17 protein-coding genes are annotated in these 24,658 nt (G+C 43.8%); 8 read left to right on the top strand and 9 right to left on the bottom strand.

Features of this window, described 5'->3' with window-relative positions; genetic code table 11:
• Positions 1-47: 47 nt before the first annotated feature.
• From GVN16_RS08415 to GVN16_RS08405, 3 genes are all read right to left on the bottom strand, one after another.
• Positions 48-2,447, bottom strand: coding sequence for an ABC transporter permease (locus GVN16_RS08415; protein WP_166563420.1), 2,400 nt, complete (start codon positions 2,445-2,447; stop codon positions 48-50).
• A gap of 161 nt (positions 2,448-2,608) precedes the next feature.
• Complete coding sequence (locus GVN16_RS08410; protein ID WP_166563419.1) at positions 2,609-5,008, bottom strand: ABC transporter permease; 2,400 nt, start codon at positions 5,006-5,008, stop codon at positions 2,609-2,611.
• A gap of 186 nt (positions 5,009-5,194) precedes the next feature.
• Positions 5,195-5,872: an ABC transporter ATP-binding protein gene (locus GVN16_RS08405; RefSeq protein WP_166563418.1), complete on the bottom strand. Its 678-nt coding sequence runs from the start codon at positions 5,870-5,872 to the stop codon at positions 5,195-5,197.
• A gap of 124 nt (positions 5,873-5,996) precedes the next feature.
• On the opposite strand from GVN16_RS08405, the gene GVN16_RS08400 reads away from it, so the two are divergent.
• Positions 5,997-6,359 (top strand): four helix bundle protein, encoded by a 363-nt coding sequence (locus GVN16_RS08400; RefSeq protein ID WP_166563417.1) that lies wholly within the window; start codon positions 5,997-5,999, stop codon positions 6,357-6,359.
• 44 nt (positions 6,360-6,403) lie between these two features.
• Here the strand turns inward: GVN16_RS08400 and GVN16_RS08395 are convergent, their stop codons facing one another.
• Positions 6,404-7,651: an efflux RND transporter periplasmic adaptor subunit gene (locus tag GVN16_RS08395; protein WP_166563416.1), complete on the bottom strand. Its 1,248-nt coding sequence runs from the start codon at positions 7,649-7,651 to the stop codon at positions 6,404-6,406.
• 288 nt (positions 7,652-7,939) lie between these two features.
• On the opposite strand from GVN16_RS08395, the gene GVN16_RS08390 reads away from it, so the two are divergent.
• Positions 7,940-9,298, top strand: coding sequence for a sigma-54 dependent transcriptional regulator (locus GVN16_RS08390; RefSeq protein WP_166563415.1), 1,359 nt, complete (start codon positions 7,940-7,942; stop codon positions 9,296-9,298).
• A 3-nt stretch (positions 9,299-9,301) separates the two neighbouring features.
• Positions 9,302-10,639 (top strand): PAS domain-containing sensor histidine kinase, encoded by a 1,338-nt coding sequence (locus GVN16_RS08385; RefSeq protein WP_166563414.1) that lies wholly within the window; start codon positions 9,302-9,304, stop codon positions 10,637-10,639.
• Here GVN16_RS08385 and GVN16_RS08380 read toward each other — a convergent pair.
• Complete coding sequence (locus GVN16_RS08380) at positions 10,608-11,528, bottom strand: S-adenosyl-l-methionine hydroxide adenosyltransferase family protein (RefSeq protein WP_166563413.1); 921 nt, start codon at positions 11,526-11,528, stop codon at positions 10,608-10,610. The genes GVN16_RS08385 and GVN16_RS08380 overlap by 32 nt on opposite strands.
• 200 nt (positions 11,529-11,728) lie before the next feature.
• Between GVN16_RS08380 and GVN16_RS08375 the strand changes: the two genes are divergently transcribed.
• Both GVN16_RS08375 and GVN16_RS08370 read left to right on the top strand, forming a co-directional pair.
• Positions 11,729-13,051, top strand: a complete 1,323-nt coding sequence (locus GVN16_RS08375) for a DUF418 domain-containing protein (RefSeq protein WP_166563412.1) — start codon at positions 11,729-11,731, stop codon at positions 13,049-13,051.
• Between the two features lie 164 nt (positions 13,052-13,215).
• The gene (locus tag GVN16_RS08370) at positions 13,216-16,044 is read left to right on the top strand and encodes a T9SS type A sorting domain-containing protein (protein ID WP_166563411.1); all 2,829 of its coding nucleotides are present in this window, start codon (positions 13,216-13,218) and stop codon (positions 16,042-16,044) included.
• A gap of 54 nt (positions 16,045-16,098) precedes the next feature.
• Here GVN16_RS08370 and acs read toward each other — a convergent pair whose 3' ends face one another.
• Positions 16,099-17,991 (bottom strand): acetate--CoA ligase, encoded by a 1,893-nt coding sequence (acs, locus tag GVN16_RS08365; protein ID WP_166563410.1) that lies wholly within the window; start codon positions 17,989-17,991, stop codon positions 16,099-16,101.
• A 429-nt stretch (positions 17,992-18,420) separates the two neighbouring features.
• Here acs and GVN16_RS08360 point away from each other — a divergent pair, with 429 nt between their 5' ends.
• The gene (locus tag GVN16_RS08360; RefSeq protein ID WP_166563409.1) at positions 18,421-19,659 is read left to right on the top strand and encodes a dicarboxylate/amino acid:cation symporter; all 1,239 of its coding nucleotides are present in this window, start codon (positions 18,421-18,423) and stop codon (positions 19,657-19,659) included.
• 71 nt (positions 19,660-19,730) lie between these two features.
• Here GVN16_RS08360 and can read toward each other — a convergent pair whose 3' ends face one another.
• The 3 genes from can to GVN16_RS08345 form a co-directional block, all read right to left on the bottom strand.
• On the bottom strand, positions 19,731-20,414 hold the full coding sequence (gene can / locus GVN16_RS08355; RefSeq protein WP_166563408.1) for a carbonate dehydratase: 684 nt from the start codon (positions 20,412-20,414) through the stop codon (positions 19,731-19,733).
• Positions 20,415-20,425: 11 nt separating this feature from the next.
• Positions 20,426-21,958, bottom strand: a complete 1,533-nt coding sequence (locus GVN16_RS08350) for a SulP family inorganic anion transporter (RefSeq protein ID WP_166563407.1) — start codon at positions 21,956-21,958, stop codon at positions 20,426-20,428.
• 172 nt (positions 21,959-22,130) lie between these two features.
• The gene (locus tag GVN16_RS08345) at positions 22,131-22,394 is read right to left on the bottom strand and encodes a hypothetical protein (protein ID WP_166563406.1); all 264 of its coding nucleotides are present in this window, start codon (positions 22,392-22,394) and stop codon (positions 22,131-22,133) included.
• A gap of 136 nt (positions 22,395-22,530) precedes the next feature.
• Between GVN16_RS08345 and GVN16_RS08340 the strand changes: the two genes are divergently transcribed.
• Both GVN16_RS08340 and GVN16_RS08335 read left to right on the top strand, forming a co-directional pair.
• On the top strand, positions 22,531-23,748 hold the full coding sequence (locus GVN16_RS08340; RefSeq protein ID WP_166563405.1) for a class I SAM-dependent methyltransferase: 1,218 nt from the start codon (positions 22,531-22,533) through the stop codon (positions 23,746-23,748).
• A 16-nt stretch (positions 23,749-23,764) separates the two neighbouring features.
• On the top strand, positions 23,765-24,634 hold the full coding sequence (locus tag GVN16_RS08335; protein WP_166563404.1) for a hypothetical protein: 870 nt from the start codon (positions 23,765-23,767) through the stop codon (positions 24,632-24,634).
• The last annotated feature ends 24 nt before the right edge of the window (positions 24,635-24,658 follow it).

Raw genomic sequence — 24,658 nt, 5'->3', positions numbered from 1 at the left:
TTTAGCTTTTCATTTTTTTTGTACGTCCGTAACTACAGGCACGGGCTCTACTCGCTTTTCAGGGACTTCACCGGATTCATCAGGGCGGCTTTAATGGCTTGCCAGCTGACCGTCAGCACCGTGATCAGCATCGCCCCGGCTCCTGTCACAGCAAAAACCCACCAGGCAATGTCTGCTTTGTAGACAAAGTCCTCCAGCCAGAATTTCATCGTAAAATAGGCTGCAGGGCTACCAATCATGACAGCCACAAATACGAGTTTCAAAAAGTCTTTGGAGATGAGGTAAGTGATACCTCCCACACTGGCCCCAAGTACTTTCCTGATACCGATCTCTTTGATCCTCTGCTGAATAGAGAAAGTTGCCAGACCCAGCAAACCGAGTGCTGCCAGGAATATGGCCAGGAAGGCAAAAATGCTGAAGGCAGTCCCTGTTCTCATTTCGGTAGTGTACAGGTTGTTGTATTCATCGTCCATAAACCTGTATGAGAACGGATGATGAGGGGCGAGCACCTGCCATTTATCGCGGATGAAGTCAATCGCCTGCGGCATGTTGTTGCCTGACAATTTCACCATAATCACATTCGGATAAGTATCCGGAAAAATAACCAAAGGGGCTATCTTCTGGTGCAATGAAGCAAAGTGGAAGTCTTTAACAACCGCCTTCACTTCGCCGTTTCTGCCTTCACCCAGGTTCATTTTACGTCCTATGGCGTTTTCGTTGGTCCACCCCAGTTTTTTTACCGCCGACTCATTCAGTGTAAAATAATAGTAGTCATTATTGGCATCCTCATTGCCTATCCGGCCCATATCGGCCTTGGTCAGGGGATTGCCTGAAACCAGTTGCAGACTTGCAGTTTCTATAAAATCGTTATCAGCAGGCAAAGCCATGATGTTATTGCTTTTACCGACCGGCATGCCTTCTGTCCAGATAGAATATGATCCGTTAACAGACACCGGGGTCTCATAAGCACCCGAAACACTCAGGACAGACGTACTGGCTTTAAATTCCGATTTGATCGTACTGAGCTGCTTCACAATCTTGCCATCTGTCGGCAATACCAGCACGTGTTCTTTGTTATAACCCAGCTTTTTGTTCTGGATAAAGGCCAGCTGGTTCTTTACAACCAGTGTACCGATGATAAAAAACACCGATATCGAAAACTGGAAAATGATAAGTGTTTTTCTGAGCACCAGTCCTGAAACCGATGTTTTAAATGTCCCCTTCAGCACTTTAAGGGGCTGAAACCCGGAAAGGATCAGGGCAGGATAGCTACCCGCCATCACCGCTATCACCACACAAACGCCGGAGATAAACAGCAGATTCAGAGGAGAAAAAATCACACCCATGGATAAATCCCTTTCCACCAGCCGATTAAAAGGGCCAAGTTCGAAATAAAGCAAGGCAAACGCCAGCAGCAAAGACCCGAAAGTGAGGATCACGGACTCAGAGATAAACTGCCAGAACAGCTGTTTTCTCATCGCCCCGAGTACTTTTCTCATGCCCACTTCCTTAGCCCGCTCTGTAGCTTTGGCGGTCGTAAGGTTCATATAAGTAAAGCACGCTATCCCCAGAATCATCAGGGCAACGGCCAGGAAAATATAAATGTATTTAATGCTCGTATTCGGCTCAAAACTGCTTTCTACCTCAGAATAAAGGTGTACCTTATTGAAAGGCTCCGTATGATAGGTAAGATAATCTCCTGCATTCATCTCATCTTTCGAAAACTGCGAACGCATGTATCCCGGAATTTTAGCTTCCAGGGAATTGAAACTATCTTTGTTTTTCAGCAGCAGGAAAGTAGCCCAGTTGGCATTCCACCAGGTTTCTTCCTTCCTGGCAGCAGGAATAGAAGTAAATGAAGCCAGGAAATCAAACTTGATCTGGGAATTATCAGGACAATCAGCCGCCACTCCGGTCACTGTAAAATCTTTCGTGTCGTTTATCCGGATGATTTTGCCTAAAGGATCCTGATCTCCGAAGTATTTCTTTGCCGTGCTTTCAGACAAAACCACATTGTACGGCCCCTCAAGAGCCTTTGCAGGGTTTCCCTGAAGCAGTTTAAATGAAAAAATATCAAAGAAAGTGGAATCCGCATAGTAGAAATCGGGCTCACTGAATTGCTTCTCACCGTATTTAACCACCAGTTCGCTTTTGTACATCCTGACCCCGTTTTCCACTTCCGGAAATGTCCTTTTAAAAGCCGGGGCCACTTTTGTACCCGTCACATTGATAGAACTGTGACTGTCCCCCATTTTATATTCCATCACCACCCTGGCAATCCTGTCGCCCTTGTCGTGAAACTGGTCATAGCTCAGTTCATAATGGAGATACAATCCGATCAGCATACAAGCCGACAGTCCGACAGATAAACCCAGAATATTGATCAGAGAAAACGTACCGTTCTTGACCAGGTTCCGGAGGGCGATTTTTAAGTAGTTCTTTATCATAATTTTAATGGAAAAAGGAGTAAGGAAAAAGGAAAATGCAATCCTCTTTCCACGATATTCTATTTATTATTTCTCTATTTTATTCTGTATTTAAATTCTTCTTTAGAAAATTAAATCTAATCCACTGTTCTTTTTCCTTTCAAACCTTTTTCATTCTCCTGTTATTCACTCTTCAGCGACGTCACCGGGTTCATCAGTGCTGCTCTTATGCTTTGGAAACTTATCGTAACCAGGGCAATTAAAAGAGCCAATGCACCTCCTGCCACAAACACCCACCACCGGATCGTGATTTTATAGGAGAAGTCCTGCAGCCAGCTGTCGGCAAAATACCAGGCCAGCGGTGAAGCGATCAGGATAGAAATGAGCACCAGTTTCAGGAAGTCAACCGAGAGCAATTGCACAATACCGGCCACAGATGAGCCCAATACTTTGCGGATTCCGATTTCCTTGGTCCTCCGCTCTGCAGAAAACGTGGCAAGACCAAACAGTCCCAGGCATGAGATAAAAGCAGCGATGATAGAGAAGGAATTCAAAAGAGAGGAAGTTCTTTTCTCACTTTTGTACAAAGCATCAAAGCTTTCGTCAAGGAACTTGTATTCCAGAGGCCTCGAAGGCACCAGCTCTGCCCATACTTTCTCGGCTGCTTTGATCGCAGCGGCTTCCTGACCAGGAACAGCCTTCACATACACCCCTCTTCTCCAATCCGGAGCTTCGAAAATAACCAGCGGATCTATTTTTTGTCTTAAACTCTTGTAATGAAAATCTTTTACAACACCAATGACGACCCCTTTCCTGCTTTGAAATTCAAACCTCTGGCCGGCGTATGGTTTTCTGAGTCCCAGTTTTTTAACGGCAGCTTCGTTCAGCACCACATTGTTTAAATCAGCGGTGTTGTTTTCTTCAAACCATCGGCCTTCTGTCATTTTCAGACCAAACATCTTCATATAATTCGGCTCCACTGAAAGCTGACCGACCGTCGGCTGGAAATCTTTCGGTTGTCCGTCCCAGTGCAACGAACCGCTATGAGCACTGTTGATGTTGACAATGTTTCCGTTTGAAGTCGTAACATCAGCAATACTCGACTCCGACTTCAGCCTTTCCTTAATGGTGGCACTTTCCACCTTCGGTTTGAGGTTCCATGGAATCTGGAATTCGAACACATGAGATTTATCATAACCCAGTTTGGCGTTCTGGATGAACTTCATTTGCTGATAGACAATGATCGTAATGATCAGGAAAACAACGGAGACCGTAAACTGCCCGATAACCAGGGTTTTTCTGAAATAACTGTTGCCCGCAGATAATGCTCCCCTGCTGCCTTTCAGCATATTAGACGGTTTAAAAGAACTCAGCAACAAAGAAGGATAGATACCCGTCAGAAGAATAGCCGCCACGGAAGTTCCCAACAACACCGGCCAGACCTGGAAACTCAGCGGATTCAGATAAAATGTTTTACCGGTGATTTCATTAAAAGTTGGAAGAAGAATGAACATCAGCACCAGGGAAACCCCGAAGGCCACAAGACATGTAATGATGGATTCTGTCATGAATTGCTTGAACAAATGAGAGTTTTCTGCCCCGATCAGCTTTTTAACCGTCACTTCTTTGGCCCTGATACTGGCACGGGCAGTAGTGAGGTTTACATAATTGATACAGGCTACCAGGAGTATCACAAGAGCCAGTCCCAGGAAAACATAAGTGGTCCGCAAATCGCCCATATCCGTACCTGATTCTTTTTCAATTCCGTCAAAATGGGTATCGGCCAGCGGTTCCACCTCTAAAGTAATTTCCTTGGCAGGTTTTCCATCTTCATCAACTTTCGCCAGCTGAATCATCCTCGTCAGTTTGTTGCTTAACTTTTTGAGATCAGTGCCTTCTTTATAGACAATGTAAGTCTGATAGTTAAAATTATTCCAGTTGTTATCTCCCTTGTAAATTTCGGGATTGGCCAGATGGGCAGCCAGAGGCACCATAATATCATATTGAAAAGAAGAATTGGCCGGATTGTCTTCATATACTGCTTTTACGGTATAATCGAGAGAGTCAATCCTGATCGTTTTGCCTGTAGCTTTCGCGTCTCCAAACAATTGAATGGCCTTACTCTCAGACATGGCGATACTTCTCAGGTGACTTGTAAAATCTTTAGCTCCGCCATCAACAAACTGATAATCAAACACCTGAAACCAGTTCGAGTCGACGCAAATGGCTTTCTTCTGATTAATCAGTTCATTGTTTACCCTGATAACCAGGCCGTTATAATATGGATTTACCAACCGTGTTACCTCCTCTATTTCGGGCACGGTTTGCGTCTGGGCGGCAAACGGCAGAGGAGTGGCGGCCCAATGCCAGGTCTCTGTTTCGGTGATTTTGTTGTGGGTAATTACCAGGGCAGTCCTGGAAGATTTTTTGTGAAAGGTATCAAAACTGAATTCGTTGTTTACCCACATAAGGATGAGCACCGCGGCGGTCATCCCACCGGCTAAACCAATGATATTAAGGAGTGTGAAAAGCCTGGCATTTACCAGGTTCCTGACCGCGATCTTTATATAATTTTTAAACATAGCATTTTTCGTTTATATGTTTCGGGTATTTTCTAAGGAGGGAGAAAATGTGGAAACCAGGCCATAATGCCTGGATTTTCGGGACACAGAAGATGGCTGCACCAACTCCTGTGTCCTAAATATCAGTTGTTCTGAAAAAAATCCGGTATCGGGGAGAAATACCTGATCAGTTCAGTCATGTAGTTCTTAAACGTGGAAATTCTCTGTTACCACTTTACCATCAAATAAGTTGATGACCCTGTGAGAGAACCCGGCATCATAAGGAGAGTGCGTTACCATCACGATGGTAGTACCCTCATTATTAAGCTCCTGAAGCAATTTCATTACTTCTTCGCCATTGGTAGAGTCAAGGTTACCGGTAGGCTCATCGGCAAGGATCATCTTAGGCTTGGCCACGACGGCACGGGCAATAGCCACACGCTGCTGCTGTCCTCCGGATAGCTGCTGCGGAAAGTGATTACGGCGGTGCATCATGTTCATCCTTTCCAGGGCGATCTCCACTTTCTGTTTCCTTTCGTCGGCAGGTGTTTTCAGGTAAAGCAATGGCAACTCCACGTTTTCATAAACGGTGAGTTCGTCGATCAGGTTAAAGCTCTGGAAAACGAATCCGATAGATCCTTTTCTCAGGCTCGCACGCTGTCTTTCCGACATGTTGGCCACTTCATTACCATAGAAATCATAACTTCCTCCCGAAGGATTGTCGAGGAGACCCAGGATATTCAGAAGCGTAGACTTCCCACATCCGGAAGGACCCATGATGGCCACAAATTCACCATCTTTAATCTCCATAGTTATGCCGTTCAAGGCAGTCGTTTCGACCTCCTCGGTCGTAAAAATCTTCTGAAGGTTTGTTGTTTTTATCATATTTTCTAGCTTTTTAACCTTTAACGGAGAATGGAAAAAGGAACAAGGAAAACGAAAAATATTGTTACCTTTTTTGATTCCTGCGTCTTAATTTTATAAATACTGCTTAACTTTTAATACTTACATGAACAAAATTGAGAAATTCGAAGATCTCTATGTCTGGCAATCAGGTCTTAGCTTATCTATTGAAATCTATAAATCGTTTGCCAACTGTAAAGATCCGAATTTAAAAAATCAGGTACTCAGAGCTGCCGTTTCAATTCCATCCAATATCGCTGAAGGTTTTGAAAGAGGCTACGATGACGAGTTTATCCGTTTCCTTAAAATTGCCAAAGGATCAACCGCCGAACTCAGAACCCAGATCTATATCGCCTCGGCTGTAAATTTCCTGGACAGCGAAACGTCAGAATACCTCATCAACAAAACCTGTCACATATCCTCAATGCTTCAGAAACTCATCAGAACGAGAGAGGAGCATTTCAAATAAAATGACACATTCTCCTTTTTGCCGTCCTCCATTCTCCTTCAAATCTAAAACTCCAGCACCTCATTATCCCCGAAGTTCTCGTACGAACTCGTAATCACCATCTCTCCTACTTCAAGTCCTTCCAGTACTTCGAAATACTCAGGGTTTTTACGGCCCAGGGTGATTTTCCTCTTGCTGGCTTTTTTGCCTGATTTATCTACAACATACACCCAGTTTCCGCCTGTATCAGAGAAGAACCCGCCTACCGGAAGAAGTACTGCTGCTGTGGCCTTACCCAATTCTAGACGAATCGGTGATGACTGACCTCTTTTGATGCCTTCAGGCACACCACCCGCAAAAACCATGTCTACCTGGAAACGTCCGCTTCTGATTTCAGGATATATTTTAGTGATTTCCAGTCTGTATGTTTTTCCGTTATAATCGAATGAACCACCCAACCCGGTAAAGATCCTCGAGTTATAATGCTCATCCACGTCCACCCTCATTTTGAAACCGTTAAGGTCGTCAATTTGTCCGATATTCTGTCCCTGGTTGATGTTCGATCCAACTTCGACGTCAATAGAGGATAAAAGACCGCCCACCGGGGCTTTTACAACCAGGTTCTCGAGTGTTTCACGCCACAACTGCACGTTTTTCTGCGTCCTTTCAAGCGTACCTTCCAGTTGTTTGATCTGCATCACTGAGTTTTCTTCCTGGTATTTCTGCGATTCCGCTTCGATTTCCCTTTGTTTCACCAATCGCTCATAATCCCTTTTGGCTTTCAGGTAATCTGCTTCAGGAATTACTTTATCGCCGTGAAGCCGCTTGTTCCTGTCGTACAGGTCCTTGGCCTGATCTATCTGAAAATCAAGGTCAGACAATGTTTTACGAAGGGTGAATTTCTCCACTTTCAAACGCTGACGGGTATTCTGAAGGTCGTTAACCAGTCGGCTGGCCTCTGTTTCAGACTGAAGAAAATTAAGTTTCAGGTTCTGATTTTCAAGCTTCAGGATCGTCTGCCCCTTAGCCACCATATTTCCGCCGTCCACTACTTTGTCTTTAACATATCCCCCTACAATAGCATCCAATCTGATTGTTTTTAATGGAAGAACCACACCTGTCACCACAATAAACTCATCGAATGTCCCTTTGGTCACTTTCGAAACCGTTGTTTTATCTTTCTCCACGTTAAGCTTTGAGCGTTTATCTGCAAAAGCAAACTGGTACACCAGGAAGCTTAATAACAGTACTCCGCCAACTCCAAGGGTAATTCTTTGTTTATTCCAAAACTTTTTCTGAATTTGTCTGTCCATCTTATTTAATTATGAAAATATCATATTTTAGTTCTGTCAGTTAATTTTCAATTCCTATGCCAAAATCGCAACAATCTAACTATCAGATATTTATATAATGCAATACACATTTCATGTGTCCGTTTTCGGACAAATCTTGTACACTATCGAACATATGCCCAAACACCATTTTAAGGGCATTTTTTAATATACGACTGATAATCAATCTTTTACCCTAAAAATATAATTTTCTCCAGGATCAGGAATAATTTTTGTGCTTTATCCTGGTGTATCAAGAAAGCAGAAAAAATGTCAAAACTATTAATCATTGATGACGATGTTGACGTACTGAGTGCCGCCAAGCTATTTTTGAAGAGGCACTTCGGACAGGTAGACATAGAAAAGAATCCGGAAAAGATCCCCTTTCTGATCACTAACGGCAATTACGATGTCGTGTTGCTAGACATGAACTTTACCCGGGATGTCAATACCGGGAAAGAAGGATTCCAGTGGCTCGACAGGATCCTGGATATCGATCCCCTTATCGCGGTTGTATTGTTTACAGCTTACGGAGATGTTGAAATGGCCGTAAGAGCCATCAAAATGGGGGCTGTTGACTTTGTGCTCAAACCCTGGGACAATGTCAAACTGCTGGAAACCATGAACTCTGCCTTTGAAATCAGGCAGCAAAGAACCGGGAAGACCGTCAAAACCGAGCAAAGCAAGGAAAAGTCCAAAACGCAGGTGATCGGAAAATCCCAGCCCATGCTCAAAATCTTCGAAACCGTTGAACGGGTGGCCTCTACAGATGCCAATATCCTGATCCTCGGCGAAAACGGCACAGGAAAAGACCTCATCGCCAGGATATTACACGAAAATTCAGACCGGGCCAATATGCCTTTCGTGCATGCCGACCTGGGCTCTATTTCTGAAAGCCTGTTTGAGAGTGAGCTCTTCGGCCACGTCAAAGGGGCCTTTACCGATGCCCGGGAAGAACGGACCGGACGTTTTGAAGAAGCCAACGGTGGCACCATTTTCCTCGATGAAATCGGAAATATCCCCTTGTCTTTACAGGCCAAGCTTCTGAATGTGCTGCAAAACCGCAGCGTGACGAAAGTAGGTTCAAACAAGCCTAAAAACATCGACATCCGTTTGATTTGTGCCACCAATGAGCCCATTTATGACCGGGTAAACCAGAAAACTTTCCGTCAGGATTTGCTGTACAGGATCAATACCATCGAAGTAAAGCTGCCGCCCCTGCGTGAAAGAACCGAAGATATTGCCCTGCTGGCCGAGCATTTCCTGAAGATATACAGAAAGAAATACAACCGCCCGGCCAACGCCATCAGCGGAAGCCTGCTGAAACAGCTGCAGCGATACCACTGGTCTGGTAACGTCCGGGAACTGCAGCACGCCATTGAGCGGGCCGTCATTTTATCACAGGGCAACACCCTGCAGGTAGAAGATTTCCATTTTAATGAAGCGGATAATTTCAGGGAAACAGATCAGAATTCAGCCTTTGAAAACACTTATCAGCTCGAAGAAATGGAGAAATCCATGATCCTCAAAGCCTTGAAAAAATACAATGGTAACATCACGGAAGTTTCAAGGGAACTCGGATTGTCCCGCCCGGCGGTTTACAGGAGAATTGAAAAATACGGATTATAAGAAATGAAAAAATACTCCATCATTTTATTATACCGGATTATCTTTCTGATTGTAAGCATTTTGGGATTAACCTGGTTTACGATCCAAATGAAAATGTGGTATTTTGGTATCATCAGCGGAACCATCATCGTGGGTATCCAGACCTATGGGCTGTACCACTACACCCTGAATACCAATCGTAAACTCATCCGTTTCTTTGAATCTATCCAATATTCTGATTTTACGCTTAAATTCCGCTCCGACAATCATATGGGCGAAAGTTTCCAGGACCTCAACAGGCAGCTCAATGATGTCCTCGAGGCCTTCAGACAAGCCCGGGCAGAGCGTGAAGCGAGTTTACATTACATCAACACCATCGTACAGCACGTCAATGTCGGGCTGATCTCCTTCAGTGCCAGCGGCAACATAGAGCTTATCAACAGTGCTGCCTTCAGGATTCTGGGGGTTTACAGACTCAGAAACATATCAGAACTGAACAAAACCCATCCGAACCTGGCCGAAATCCTGAACAACCTCACCGCGGGTGGCAAGTCGCTTTACAGGGCCTCGGAAGAAAACCAGATATCGATCAACTCTACGACCGTCAGCCTGAGAGGCCGGATTGTCAAACTGGTCACTTTCCAGAATATCCAGTCGGAACTCCAGGAAAAAGAGCTGGAAGCCTGGCAAAACCTGACGAAAATCCTTCGTCATGAGATCATGAATTCCATCACGCCGATCGTTTCCCTGATCGACACCATGAAAGACATCATCGAAATGGACCTGTCGGGCAATGAAACCAACAAAGAGGCTATCTATGACCTTCGTGAGGCCCTGCAGACCATCGAAAGCCGCGGAAGGGGGATCATGAGTTTCGTGAACGCTTACCGTGAATTTACCTCCATCCCTACCCCGAAATTCGGAGAGATAGAGATCAAAACCCTGATCAGCGACATTGTTTCACTGATTCAACCGCAATTGAAACAAAACCAGATCACGCTTAAGCTGGAAATTGACGAGCAGCTGCTTATCCTCGCAGACGTGCAGCAAATAGAAATGGTGCTGATCAATATCCTGAGAAATGCCACGGAAGCCCTGGAAAAAACAGAAAAACCTGAGATCATCATCAAGGCTTACACCCTTGACAACCAGAATATTATCCAGATTACAGACAACGGAACCGGTATTGAACACGAGGCTTTGGAAAAGATATTTATTCCTTTCTACACCACCAAAAAAACCGGGTCAGGCATTGGCCTCAGCTTATCCAGACAGATCATGCAGATGAACAAAGGCAACCTGAAAGTGGTATCGGAACTGGGCGAAAGCACTACTTTCCTGATGAATTTCCCTCAGCTGTAATGTCTATCTGCCAGTCAGGACCGCTGAACACGCCGTAGGTTTTAGAGAAATCGCCCATATTGATGCCAAAAGAAAGGTTCATGAGGCTGTTCATGTAGGCCAGGTTTTCGCCTTCTGCCACGTCTCCGAACGAATGGACATAAGGTATGACCAGCTCTGTAACCAGCTTTTTATCCTTAGAAATCTTCACCCTGATCTTTTGTCCGGGCTTTACTTTCAGCTGGTTAAATAACTCCTGGTTCACGTTTGTCCAGACATTTCCATATTGAATATCCAGGACAGGAATGCCCCCGGTGATATGATCTGCAGATAAAACTGCTTTAGGATACACCAGGTGAAGAAGGGATTTTGCCGGCAGCTTTTCGCCCGTTTCTTCAAAAGTCATTACGCCGGATGCCAGTTTTGCACCGGTATAGGCAAAAACATCCCTGCCGTGAAAAGTATAAGACTGATCAGACCCGGGTAGCCGGTTGCTTTTCGATATTTCCCTGACCTCCTCAATACCCTCCCGCTCAGCAATGAGGGTGAATAAGCCGTTATCAGGGCCTACAAAATAATGTCCTTTTCCTGTTTTTAAAACAACGGGCTTACGCTCCGTGCCTACACCCGGATCCACCACACAAACGAAAACCGTTCCTGCTGCCCAGTAAGGAGCCGTCTGGTCGAGCCTGTAAGCCCCTTCCCAGATGTTGAACGCCGGAATTTCGTGCGTAAGATCATGTACCTGCAAATCGCCCGAGACCTGTAAAGCCACCCCTTTCATGGCCGCCACTGCCCCGTCTTTGGTACCAAAATCCGTCAGCAACACCAGGGCTGAATCCTTACGTTCTGCCGGACGGCAGGAAAACAACATATACACTAAAACGGACAGTAAATAAGCTCGTATCATATCTTCATGGTTTTGCTTGCGAAAGTACAAAATCCGGTTGAAAAATACACGTTTTGGCCGGATCATAAAAACGGAGCGTGTACTCCTGAAAAACAGCTGTTTACCGTAAAATAAAATGTTATACGACAGACTGAAAATCACTCTTAAAATTTTTATCTTTAACAAATTTCCCTTTTTTCTATACCCCTAAACTATAGCTTATGAATTCTGCAGACGCTGAAACGGCGGCTATGCCTGTCAGTCAGGCCAATCGCATTCAAATCATCGACATCATCCGCGGATTCGCCTTATTGGGCATCCTGATGATGAATATTCCTTACTTCAGCATGCCGGAGTACTTTTCCGAGCCCTTCAGGACCGACACCACGAGCCTTAATTTCTGGACACATGCCGTAGTAACCGTCCTTTTTGAAGGTAAAATGAGGGCCCTGTTTTCTATGGTCTTCGGGGCCGGAATCCTGCTTTTCACCGCCAAAAAAGAACAGACGAGTAAGTCGGTCACCTGGCTTTTTTACCGCAGGATGTTCTGGCTGGTGTTATTCGGCCTTTTTCATGCCCATGTGATGTTGTGGATGGGCGACATTCTTTATCTTTACGGCGTCTGTGGTATGCTGGTGTTCCTGTTCCGTAAAGTGAAGCCTGTTTACCTGGTCATCGGGGTTCCCCTGGTAGCCATTCTCGGTTTTGTGGCCAGCACCAGTTTTCTCAGGGATTTCCGGGAATCCCGCCTGGCATACCTGGAAGTAAAAAAAGTACAGGACTCAGGCAAAAAACTTACTTCTGCCCAGGAAGAAACCGTTAAAAAATGGAAAGAAAATGAAAAAGAGTTTCTGCCGAACAAAGAGCAGGTCAAAGAAAACACCCGCATCATGAAGTCCGGCTATGCTACCGTCGCCAAAAAGATCCGCAAGATGTCTTTTGACGGTCAGACCAAATACCTTATTTACAGCATATGGGACCCTATTGCCCTGATGTTGCTTGGTATTGCATTGTTTAAATGGGGTTTCTTTAAAGGCGAGTGGCTGCAAAAAAATTATCTTAAAACTGCCCTCATTGGTTATGGTGTTGGCTTACCGCTGGTGATCTGGAATTATTATTATAATTTTGTCCACTTCCCTACCACGGCCTCTTTCATCAGCTATATTGATACCCATGACATCATCTGGATGGATCTTGTTTATCCTGTGCAAAGAATAGCCCTGGTGATGGCCCACGTGGCCCTTTTCATTTTCTGTATAAAAGAAGGTTATTTCAAAAAGGTCTTCAAAGCCCTGGCCGCTGTAGGACAAATGGCTTTTACCAACTACATCATGCATTCGCTGATCTGTACGCTGTTTTTCTTCGGATACGGCCTCAACTATTTTGCAGAGTTACAATACTACCAGCTGTTCTATGTAGTATTCAGCATCTGGGCTTTCCAGCTGATCGTTAGCCCGCTCTGGCTGAAATACTTCCTGTTCGGTCCGCTGGAATGGGTCTGGCGAAGCCTGACGTATTGGAAGGTACAGCCTTTTAAAAGATAATAAAATGCAAAAAAACTCCCCTGCAGCGATGTGGGGGAGTTTTTTATTTAATAATGTCCAAAGTCCGAACCTTTCACATCACAAATTCTTCATTTGCTTTTATACGTATAATCCATTATTATTGTAAGGTTATCCCAATGCCGTAAAATTACTACCCCTTACTCATGCTCAGGACTCTTTTTACTTTTGTTGTCATTTCACTTATTTCATTTTCAGGTTATTCAAACCCCATTTCTTCTACCAAAAATGATTCGGTTGTTGTTCAGCGGAATAATGTCGGGGTGGCGGAAGGTGCCGCTGAGGATGTTTTTGAGTTTGTCGATTTGAAGGATGTATATTGCGATCGAGGACCTCACAAAGTTACCGTCGCTACGAACAAGACCTTTCTTGCCAATAGTATTAGGTTCAATCTGATGCTTCCCAATGGAGAGGTTCCGTTTTCCAGCAATAAAATAGCAATTAAAGAGACTGGTATAATCGAAATCACATTCCAGCTTAATCACGCATACAATGTAAACTATGGAACAGACGTAAGGTTCATTGTTGAAAGTCTTGATAGTAAATTCAAATCCGTTAGTAAACCTGTTATCATACCGATGAGTAGTATTACTCCTGAAACAACAACTCATTGTGAAGGATTTAGCTCTAAATTAAACTTTACCGGAAATTTCCCATATGAAACCATTTCCTGGAGATTTGAGAGCAAAAACGGCACATTATATGTCGGAAATGACCTTAGCGTTGAAGCAAAGGAAGAAGGATATTATTATGCACTAACCCACTTTAAGGGTTGCGTAACATTAAGCCGATCTCAATTTATTTCTAAGAATAAATTACCCTCTGTTTCGCTTAAATATGATCTCAATAACAGTATCTGCAACGACAATCCTGTTCCGGTAATGATCGTTCCCGATGGTAACAGCAAACCATTTCCTTTTACCGAATATCACTTGCTGTTGAATGGCCAACTAATAGAAAAAACGAACGACGATTTTTTTGTCGCCAAAAAACCAGGGAGCTATACTGTCATTCCATTCCAGGGAAAATGTCAGGGTAAATCAGATTCATTAATTATTTCAGGTAATTCATCTATTTCTACACAAATCGAGAATGTTTATGACCACAATATTATTAAGAAGAATAATGTGCTTTTCTCCTGCTCCGGAAACTCGGTCGAACTCAGACAAGTATTTATGAGCAACAATTGGTTTGACTGGTATGCCGGATACTACTCAGCCCCCGAAGAAGAAATCAAATACAAATCTTATTCAGAAGCTTTCCGGAGAGAAAACAATATTTATTTTCAATGGAAAAGGGATGGCGTCGATATCATTGGAGAAAACAACAGGACGATTAAGGTATCACAATCAGGCAAATACACCTTACAGATAAGACAAGGTAGCTGCATTACTAACTCCAATCCCATCGAAATCATCTTCTCGAATAAGATTCAACTTGAGTCTCCACAGAGATATTATCACCCGATTCAGGATCCGAGAACCTATACGAGTTGTGCTGGTCTGTATGTATCAGATATATTTTATCCATATAGATTTTATGAGGATAATAAAATAAAAGTCTATAACAATAATGTAGATATTACCAACGAGCGGTCAGCATCGTATACCTATAGCAAACCAGGGACGTATCAGGCAACTTACAAATTGAATGAGACTTGCTACGTATATTCTGACACTATGACGGTTAAATTTCAGGCTAAGGAAGTCGTACACCCGGTTGAGAAAGTTTATTCATGTAATAACAGCTGGATGCTCCTAACCTGGAGGCACTACGCATCAAAGATAATTTGGAAAAAAGATGGTATTGTCCTACCCTATACAGAAAACGCCCTAACTGTTCAGAACCCTGGATTTTATACTGCCGAAGTCTATTCCGGAGATTGCAAGAATACCTTTCAGTTTCTAACCGAAGTAAACAAGATCGCTGTGCACATCAGGATAAACCAGCCTGACTTTGAAGCTTGTGATGGAGGCTCTCTGCTGTTGAAAGGAATCTATACCGAAGAAAACCAATACTATTCCGGGTTAGGAATTGTTAATTTCAAATTATTCAGAAATGACAGCCTGATTTTACAAAAAGATGGGGCTTATGATGAACCTGACTATCTGTTACCCAACTGGGGAATTCAATATGCAGATTTTTTAGTGGATAAATCAGGCGAATACTCAATCAAAATTAATATCCCTGATTGTGAGACCACCACCAATAAAATCAAAATTGATTTTAAGAAAATAAGCCCTGTAACTGCTCCTGAAATTACCAAACAACCTCAGTGTGTAAATACACTCAAAATTTCTGAAGTCAGTGGTGACCGTTACCGTTGGTATAGAAACAATGAGCTGATAGACCCAATTTACCCGGAACTTAAGGTACCAAGCCCTGGAATATATTTTGCTAAAATAGAACGAGGAGATTGCGTTACATTTACAAGAGAAATGAATATTTACCCTGATTCGCCCTTAACGAGCGGAAATATCTCGGGAGACACATTGGTTGATATCGGAGCCACCGTAAACCTCAAAATGACTTTCACTGGAACTCCTCCGTTCAGCTATAAACTTAGCAACAATGAAGAGGGTATCGCCTCCGCAGGCAATTACTTTCACCCTCTTAAGATACATTCCAATGCCACCTTCAACCTCACATCCGTCAAAAACGTCTGCGGTGAAGGTACCGTCAGCGGCTCTGCCACCATCAAAGTCAACGTCCTCGCCAACGAACCCTCCATCGGGCGGCACATCAGGATTTTCCCGGTGCCAACCACAGGAAGTGTCGAAATTGAATTTGATCAGTTAAACAGGCACGAGCTGAGTTTCCAGGTCATCAATATGTCAGGACAGGTCATTATCAGCGATACCAAACTAAGCGAGCCAAAAAAGAAACTGGATTTGAATCATCTAGTTCCCGGGGAGTACCTTATCAGGATGAATGTAGGGAAAGAGGTGGTTACTAGGAAGATTATCAGGCAATAAAAATACCTCCGGCGGGCAGTCCCACCGGAGGCATTCTCTATAAACTCTGCAATATTACTTTATCGCCCCAGCTTTGATATCTTCTACCACACCCGGATCAAGCAAAGTGGAAATGTCGCCCAGGTTATTGAAGTCTCCTTCAGCCACTTTCCTCAGGATCCTCCTCATGATCTTGCCCGAGCGGGTTTTAGGCAGGCCTGAAACAAATTGTATCTTATCGGGTTTCGCAATCGGCCCGATGATACGGCTTACCGTTGCCAGGATATCCTTCCTGGTCAGTTCAGAATCATGGGAGCTGGCCTCACAAATGACATAGGCGTAAATCCCCTGCCCTTTGATGTCGTGAGGATAACCCACTACGGCAGACTCTACCACCCCTGTGTGCATATTGATCGCATTCTCAACCTCCGCGGTACCGATCCTGTGCCCTGACACGTTGATCACGTCATCTACACGGCCTGTGATGCGGTAATAGCCATCTTCATCACGCATACAACCGTCACCGGTAAAGTACATGTTTTTGTACGTTGAGAAATAAGTGGTGCGGCAACGGTCATGATCACCCCAGGTAGTGCGGATAATGCCCGGCCACGGGAATTTGATACATAAGTTACCATTCACGCCGTTACCCTGTATCTCCTGCCCGTTTTCATCTACCAGCACCGGCTGAACACCCGGCAAAGGCAACGTAGCAAATGAAGGCTTGGTTTTGGTGATATGTGCCAGCGGTGAAATCATGATCCCGGCTGTTTCGGTTTGCCACCAGGTATCCACGATCGGGCAATTGCCTTTTCCTATGTTCTCATTATACCAGTTCCAGGCTTCTTCGTTGATCGGTTCTCCCACAGAACCCAGTACTTTCAGTGAACTCAGGTCTTTATTCTTAAAATACTCAGGCCCGAAACCCATCAGCGAGCGGATGGCCGTAGGGGCGGTATAGAATATGTTTACTTTATGTTTATCAATAATGTCCCAGAAACGCCCTGCGTCAGGATAAGTAGGAATACCTTCAAACAGCACAGAGATCGCTCCCCTCAGCAATGGTCCGTAAACAATGTACGAGTGTCCTGTGATCCAGCCGATATCAGCCGTACAGAAATACACATCACCTGGTTCATACTGGAATACATTCTCAAAGGTATAGGCTGTATACACCATGTAACCACCACAGGTATGTACAACGCCTTTCGGTTTTCCTGTCGAACCGGAAGTATAAAGAATAAACAAAGGATCTTCAGCGTCCATTTCTTCTGCAGGGCATTCTGAAGACACATGTTTCACTTCTTCTTCCCACCAGATGTCACGTCCCTTGATCATCGAAACAGGAGTACGTGTTCTGGTGCTTACGATCACTTTTTCTACCGTCGGGCAGCCAATGAGGGCGTCGTCAACTGTGTCTTTCATAGGGATCTGCTTCGGTCCACGCACAGAACCGTCAGTAGTGATGACCACCTTACAGCCAGCGTCATTGATCCTGTCGGCAATGGACTGGGCAGAAAAACCGCCAAAAACCACCGAGTGGATCGCCCCAACCCTCGCACAGGCCAGAACAGCAATCGCGAGTTCAGGAATCATCGGCATATAAATACAAACGCGATCGCCTTTTACCACGCCGTGTTTTTTCAGCACATTGGCAAACTGACAAACCCGCTCAAAAAGCATTTTGTAGGTCAATGTCGCCGTATCGTCAGATGGATCATTAGGTTCCCAGATGATGGCCGGATGATTCGGCTTTTCTCTCACATGGCGGTCAAGACAGTTTTCTGTAATGTTCATTTTGCCACCAACAAACCACTTCACATTGGGCTCTTCGAAGTTCCAGTCCAATACTTTTTTCCAGGGTTTCTTCCACTCAAAATCCTGGGCTACCTCAGCCCAAAAACCTTCCGGATCGCTAACACTCTGGTCATAAGCGGATTGGTACTCTTCAAAAGTTCTGATTCTCATACGTTTAAATCGGTTCGGTTTTTATTTACTACTGGCCGGAAAATTCACTCCTCCGCCTTTCGAACCAGGCGGAAAATTCCGACAGGCAAAATTATCTTATTTCTTTATATAATGACAAATTATCTACAAAAGATATGATTTAATTTACCTGTTTTTGTCACTTTTTTCGGAATCCGTTTTCCGTGATTCTGCCGTCAGGAAGTGATGGAGGAAGTATTTCTGAAAGGTATTTTTGCAAAATTTCCATTTTCTTCTACCATTTTTCTCTTTTTTAACACCAAATATGACAAAATCAATAATATTATGTTCAAATTCAAACATAATCCCGCAGCTGTTTTGCCTCTTTGTGATTTTTTTATCATTATTGTATAACCTAATCTTTATATTAATTTTACGGATCATCAAATTAAAAATTCAAACCCCAAACGAATGAAACTAAACATTACCTGGAAAATCTTCATCGGCATGACACTCGGCATCATCGTCGGGTATATTCTGAATCAATACTTTGCAGGAGATAAAGAAACCCTCGCAGAATGGGGTAAAAACCTGAATCTACTCAGCAAGATTTTCCTCCGTATGATTAAAATGATTATCGGGCCGCTTATTTTCTCTATTCTGACGGTGGGGATTGCCAAGCTGGGTGATTTTAAACTGGTAGGAAGAATAGGCCTTAAAACCCTCGGATATTTCTATTTTGCAACCATATTGTCTCTTTTAACAGGTCTGATAGCTGTAAACATCCTGAAACCGGGCAGCCAGATGCAGATCCCGCTTCCGGAAGCCGGAGCCGACACCGGGGTAGCTTCTACCAAAATGACGATCGAGAACTTCATCGTGCACCTTTTCCCACAGAGTTTCTTCGAGTCGCTGGCTACCAATGAAATCCTTCAGATCGTTGTTTTCTCTGTCTTTTTCGGGATTGCCACTGCCGCTATCGGCGACCACGGCAAAATCATCATCAGGGGTCTGGATGCCGTCTCTGAAGTCATGTTCAAAATCGTGGAATACGTTATGAAGTTTGCTCCATATGGTGTTTTTGGGGCTGTGGCAGCGGTTATCGCCCAGCAAGGACTCGGTATCCTGAGCGGATACCTTTACCTCATCATATGTTTTTTCATCACCCTCGCGTTTTTCATACTCGTCGTCCTGCCACTCATCTGCATGTTTGTCAAGGTGCCCTACTGGATGCTGCTGAGATACGTTAAAGATGCTTTGTTCTTATCATTCAGTACAGCCAGCTCCGAAGCCTCTATGCCGCTGCAGATCGAGCAATTAAAGAAATTCGGTGTTTCAGAAAGGATCGTAAGCTTTGTTTTACCATTAGGATACTCTTTCAACCTGGACGGTTCAATGATGTACATGACGTTTGCCACCGGCTTCATTGCCCAGACTTATGGCGTTGACCTGAGCATCGGACAGCAGGTAACGATGATGCTTACCCTGCTGATCACCTCCAAAGGTATTGCAGGCGTGCCAAGAGCCTCACTGGTGGTAATTGCCGGTACCATGAGTTTATTCAATCTTCCTGCGGAGGGCCTTATCCTGCTCTTTGCGGTTGACTGGTTGCTTGATATGGGCAGATCGGCTACATCTGTGGCGGGTAATGCCGTGGCTACAGCAGTAGTGGCAAAATGGGAAGGTGAACTTAAATTAGCGGAAAACTAAAATAAACCCTTATAAAAATCAAAAAGCCCGCCTGAAGATTTTCGGGCGGGCTTACTTTTTTATGGCAACAATTATTTCTGATAAACTTCAGCCAGTTTTTCTTCTGCCTGTTTAAGTTTTTCAAAATCGTATCGGTAAACTTTCTCAATGAAATCTGTTTCACCAGGCTGAATTTCAAGAATAGATTTAATCAGACCTGTTTTGAGGTCAAGTACCCATCCGTGAAGGTACGGCATCTGGTTGTTGGCCCAGGCCTTCTGAATGATGGTCGTTTTGGCCAGGTTTCTCACCTGCTCCAGTACATTCAGTTCCACAAGTCTGTCAGCCCTGTCGTTTTCGTCTGCAATGGCTTCCAGTTCATCTTCATATTTGGTATAAACATCCTTGATGTTTCTCAGCCATTTGTTGATCAGACCCAGGTCTTTGTTGGTCATAGAGGCCTTAACCCCTCCGCAACCATAATGACCTACTACCAGTACATGTTTTACCTGGAGTACCTCCACGGCATATTGTAAAACACTCAGCATGTTAAGATCGGTATGAACGACCATGTTGGCTACATTACGGTGTACGAAAACCTCGCCCGGCTGGGTGTTGGTCAGTTCATTGGCCGGGGCACGGCTGTCCGAGCAACCTATCCAAAGGAAGTCAGGCTTCTGCACAGCGGCAAGTTTATTAAAATATTCAGGGTCCTTTTCAACTTTTTCAGCGGCCCACAATTTGTTCTCTAATAATAATTTCTGATATGATTGCATGTTCTTTCTAATTACTTGTTGTTTCTTTTAATTCCTTTTAATTCCACACTTATTCCCTTCGCCACACAGTCCTGTGATACGAAGTCTTCGATAGCCAGATTGATGTCATGATCTATAAAGGTAGCTTTTGTGCCATCAATAATCAAATAATCTCCCTCGTTAACTGTGCTTAAAATTTTAACCAGCTCAGCCCTGTTGTAAAAAAACACGTCCTTGTTCATCTTGAGCAGGATGGTTTTTCCGTCACGGATAGTCGACAATGAAGACTTAAAGTTAGCGTAAATAACATAACCCAGCCCTACCAGTAAACCGATACCAATTCCGGTCAGCAAATCTGTGAATACGATCGCCAGGATGGTTACGACAAATGGTACAAACTGGTCCTGGCCGTCTTTCAGTACTTCCTTAAAGATCGCCGGCTTGGTCAGTTTATAACCTACCATGATCAGTACGGCCGCAAGAGCCGACAACGGAATCAGGTTAAGTACACCAGGGATCAGCAGGGCACAGCCGAAAAGGAGCACCCCGTGAAAGATGGTGGCAAGTTTGGTTTTCCCACCTGCCTGGATATTGGCAGAACTTCTCACCACCACCTGGGTTACCGGAATCCCTCCGATTAATCCTGAAATGATATTAGCTCCACCCTGGGCAAAAAGCTCACGGTTGGTTGGCGTAATACTTTTCTCAGGATCTAATCTGTCGGTAGCCTCCACACAAAGAAGGGTCTCAATACTGGCAATAATCGCTATGACAAAAGCAGTTTTCCAGACGAGGGGGTTAACAAGTGCATTGGAAAAGTCCGGGAAAGTCAAAAAAGAACCGAATTCATGAAGTGAGCTTGCGACTGGTAAACTTACTAGGTGCTCACCGGTTACCCTGAAACCTTCCGCAAAAGCCTGGTTGATCAGAATACCGGCCACCACCACTACCAAGGGCCCCGGGATAAGTGATAGAAATTTATTGTTTTTGATCCATTTTGTGTCCCATACCAGCAGGATAACCATGCAGACCATCCCGATGATCAGGGCAGAAGGAACGAAATAATCCGCGATTTTAAGAAATTCTGAAAAGGTGTTTTCTCCGTCAGCCTGCATGAAGCTGCTGTCACCTTCATGGTCCTGGTCTATACCGAACGCATGAGGAATCTGCTTCAGGATAATGATGATCCCGATCGCTGCCAGCATGCCTTTAATCACTGAAGAGGGAAAATAATAGGCTATTTTACCCGCTCCAACAAAGCCCAGGATAATCTGTATAATACCGCCTATCACCACCGCCACGAGAAACACTTCATAAGTGCCCAGCTCTGTGATGGCGTTCAGAACGATAACGGTCAATCCGGCAGCAGGTCCGCTGACACCCAACGATGAACCGCTGATAAACCCGGCAACGACACCACCCACCATCCCGGCAATGATACCGGAAAACAAAGGAGCTCCCGAGGCGAGTGCCACCCCTAAACAAAGAGGTAAAGCCACCAAAAATACCACAAGTCCGGCAGAAAGATCTTTACTAAGATATTTGAACGAAAATTCTTTTAACATTTTTATATTTATATTTTTGAACTATCTACACCAGAAAATAACAAATGAGTATGATAAAGTATCGGCTGAAAATGGACTTATAACCCAATTCCGCATCAGAAAATCAAATCAAAAATGAATTCCTGAGACGGAAATCATACATTTGTACCAATAAAGAGCGTCTGAAAATAAATCAGATTTCGGGTGGCGGCGAGAAAACAGAAAGATAGAACGGGAAAAATATGACAGGCTTAAAACAAAATACTTTCTGGGACAAAAGCTTTGAGAACAGAAGTGCGAATGGATGGTTGATGCTCAGAAAAACATCGTTGGTTTCAGGTTTGCTTAATTCGTTTGATTTCTCACAGCTGTTATCTCCCTCTTCACAGCAAATTTCAGTTTTAGTCAGGTCAAAAAACTTAGCAAGACCTATTGATTTCAAACTGAATGAAATCATCAGGAAGGCTAGTATTAAGTTTTTAAATTTGACCATAACTTCAGAAAAACGGTTTTAGGCACTCATTTTTAACAAAAATACTAAAAATAAGTTTCCAAAAGATAAAGAAATCATAAAAATAATATTAAAACTCAGAATGTTCAATCAACTTACAGAGGCCAGTAAACTTGCACAAAAAATTAGAATTCAGACGGTTGCGGACTTTATTCTTAAGAATGAATTGAACATTTCGAAGGAAATGTCTGTCATGGTGGCAGAGCAATACATGTTCAGGGAGAAGCTTCAGAGCAAAGTGCCGGAGTGGTTTCAGAACACCGGGGTGCTCGGCCCGAAGAAGGTTTCCATCGAACAGAGCTCGTCTGAATTTACAGCTAAAATCAAAGCGTCTTTTTTCAAAGGAAAATCAGGTATTGACCTCACCGGAGGCATGGGTGTTGACACTTATTTCCTGGCTCGCTCTTTTGACCGCTTTATTTACAATGAAGCCAACCGGGAGCTCGCTGAAATCGTAGCATTCAATTTTGAAAAACTGGGCGTTAAAAATGTTACTTTCAAAAACTCAGATGCCGCTGAGCTTTTCACCCAACTCAATGAGCATTTTGACCTCATTTATCTTGACCCTGCCCGGCGTGATAAAGACAATAAGAAAGTAATCCTGATCGAAGACTGTGAACCTGACCTTATCAGCCTGAAAGATGCCCTTCTGTCGCAATGTGAGTGGTTAATGGTCAAATACTCGCCCTTACTGGACATCAAAAAAGCGATCAGGTCTCTTCAGAATGTTGATAAAATAAAGGTAATTTCAGAGAAAAATGAAGTAAAAGAGCTGGTTTTCATACTTGGGAAAGCAAAAAATGAAGACCCTGAAATTGAATGCATCAACGGCCTTTCATCGGGCGGAACAGAAAGTTTCACTTTTACTTTTCAGGAAGAAACCGATGCTTTTGTAAAATATTCAGGTCCCCTCTCCTATTTATATGAACCCAATGCGTCCATTATGAAGGGCGGGGCTTTCAAATCGGTGGCTCACCGCTTTGGTTTACAGAAACTTTCTCCCAACAGTCACCTTTACACTTCCGGTGAACCGATCGAAGACTTTCCCGGACGAACATTTGTCATCGAAAGCACAGGTAATTTTGACAAGAAGCAGATACTGGCTAAGATTAAAACCGGCAAGGCCAATATCAGTACCAGGAATTTCCCGCTCAAACCCGAAGAGATCAAATCCAAAACAGGATTGAAAGACGGAGGGGATGATTATTTATTCTTTACGCAGGACAACAATAATAAAAAATTAGTACTATTTTGTAAAAAATATCCGGTTCAGGGCCACTCACCATTACCCGGATTATAAATAAATTCTAAAAATTATGAAAACCCAAAAAACAAGAAAAATCCTTTACCTGGCTGCCTTTTTATTTTCAGGCCTGTTTGCAAATGCCCAATCAACTGTGCTTCAAGGGCTTACCCTGATCCAGGACAAACCCACCGACGCTCAGTATGTTTTACTTCATATCGACCAGAAGGATGTCAGTGCGGAAGTCAAAAAATACCTGACAGAATTCGGAAAAGTAGTTGAATCTCCTAAGAATCACTTTAAGGTGGATAATCCGAGGTCTGTAGGAGTTTCTGATCACCTCTCCTCTATCATGGCCAAAGTAGAAGAATACAAGGACCTGACAAAAGTGTACTTCATATTTATGGGGAATGGTAACAAGCCTCTTGAAAAAGCGGAGACAGACGAATACAAATCGGCTCTTTTCGTAGAGAAATTTGGGGTGATGGCTTATAAAAACCTGGAAATCAGGCTTGGAGAACTTGACATCAAACAAGCCGAAGAAAACTACAATGACGCACAGAAAAACGTCAAAAAAATAGAGAAATCCCTGGAATCGAATTTAAAGGACCAGGAAAAGCTGGGCAAAAAACTGGACGCCAGCCCTGAAGCCATGACCAAACTCCTTTCTGAAAAAGAAGAAATCACCAAGAAAATGTATGGTGATAATGAAACGCTGGTGGACAACTCGACCGAGGAAGAACTGAAAAAAGCGGCCCTGAAAAAGGAAAAGGAAATCGTAAAGAATCAGAAAGACAAAGAAAAAACCACCTCAAAGCTTGAAAAGAAAGAAAACGACTTCAACGAGCTTAAAAACAATCTTTTTGAAGCCAAAGCCAGGCTTAAAAACGCGGAGGTTATCCTCGACAACAAAAAATCAAACCTGAGGGTTTTGACCAAATAAAACAGATTCCTTCAGGCTGACGCC

It is taken from the genome of Emticicia sp. CRIBPO (assembly GCF_009905725.1).
GTDB lineage: Bacteria > Bacteroidota > Bacteroidia > Cytophagales > Spirosomataceae > Leadbetterella.
Note: the sequence above shows the minus strand (reverse complement) of the source record. Positions and strands in the feature narration are given on the sequence as shown.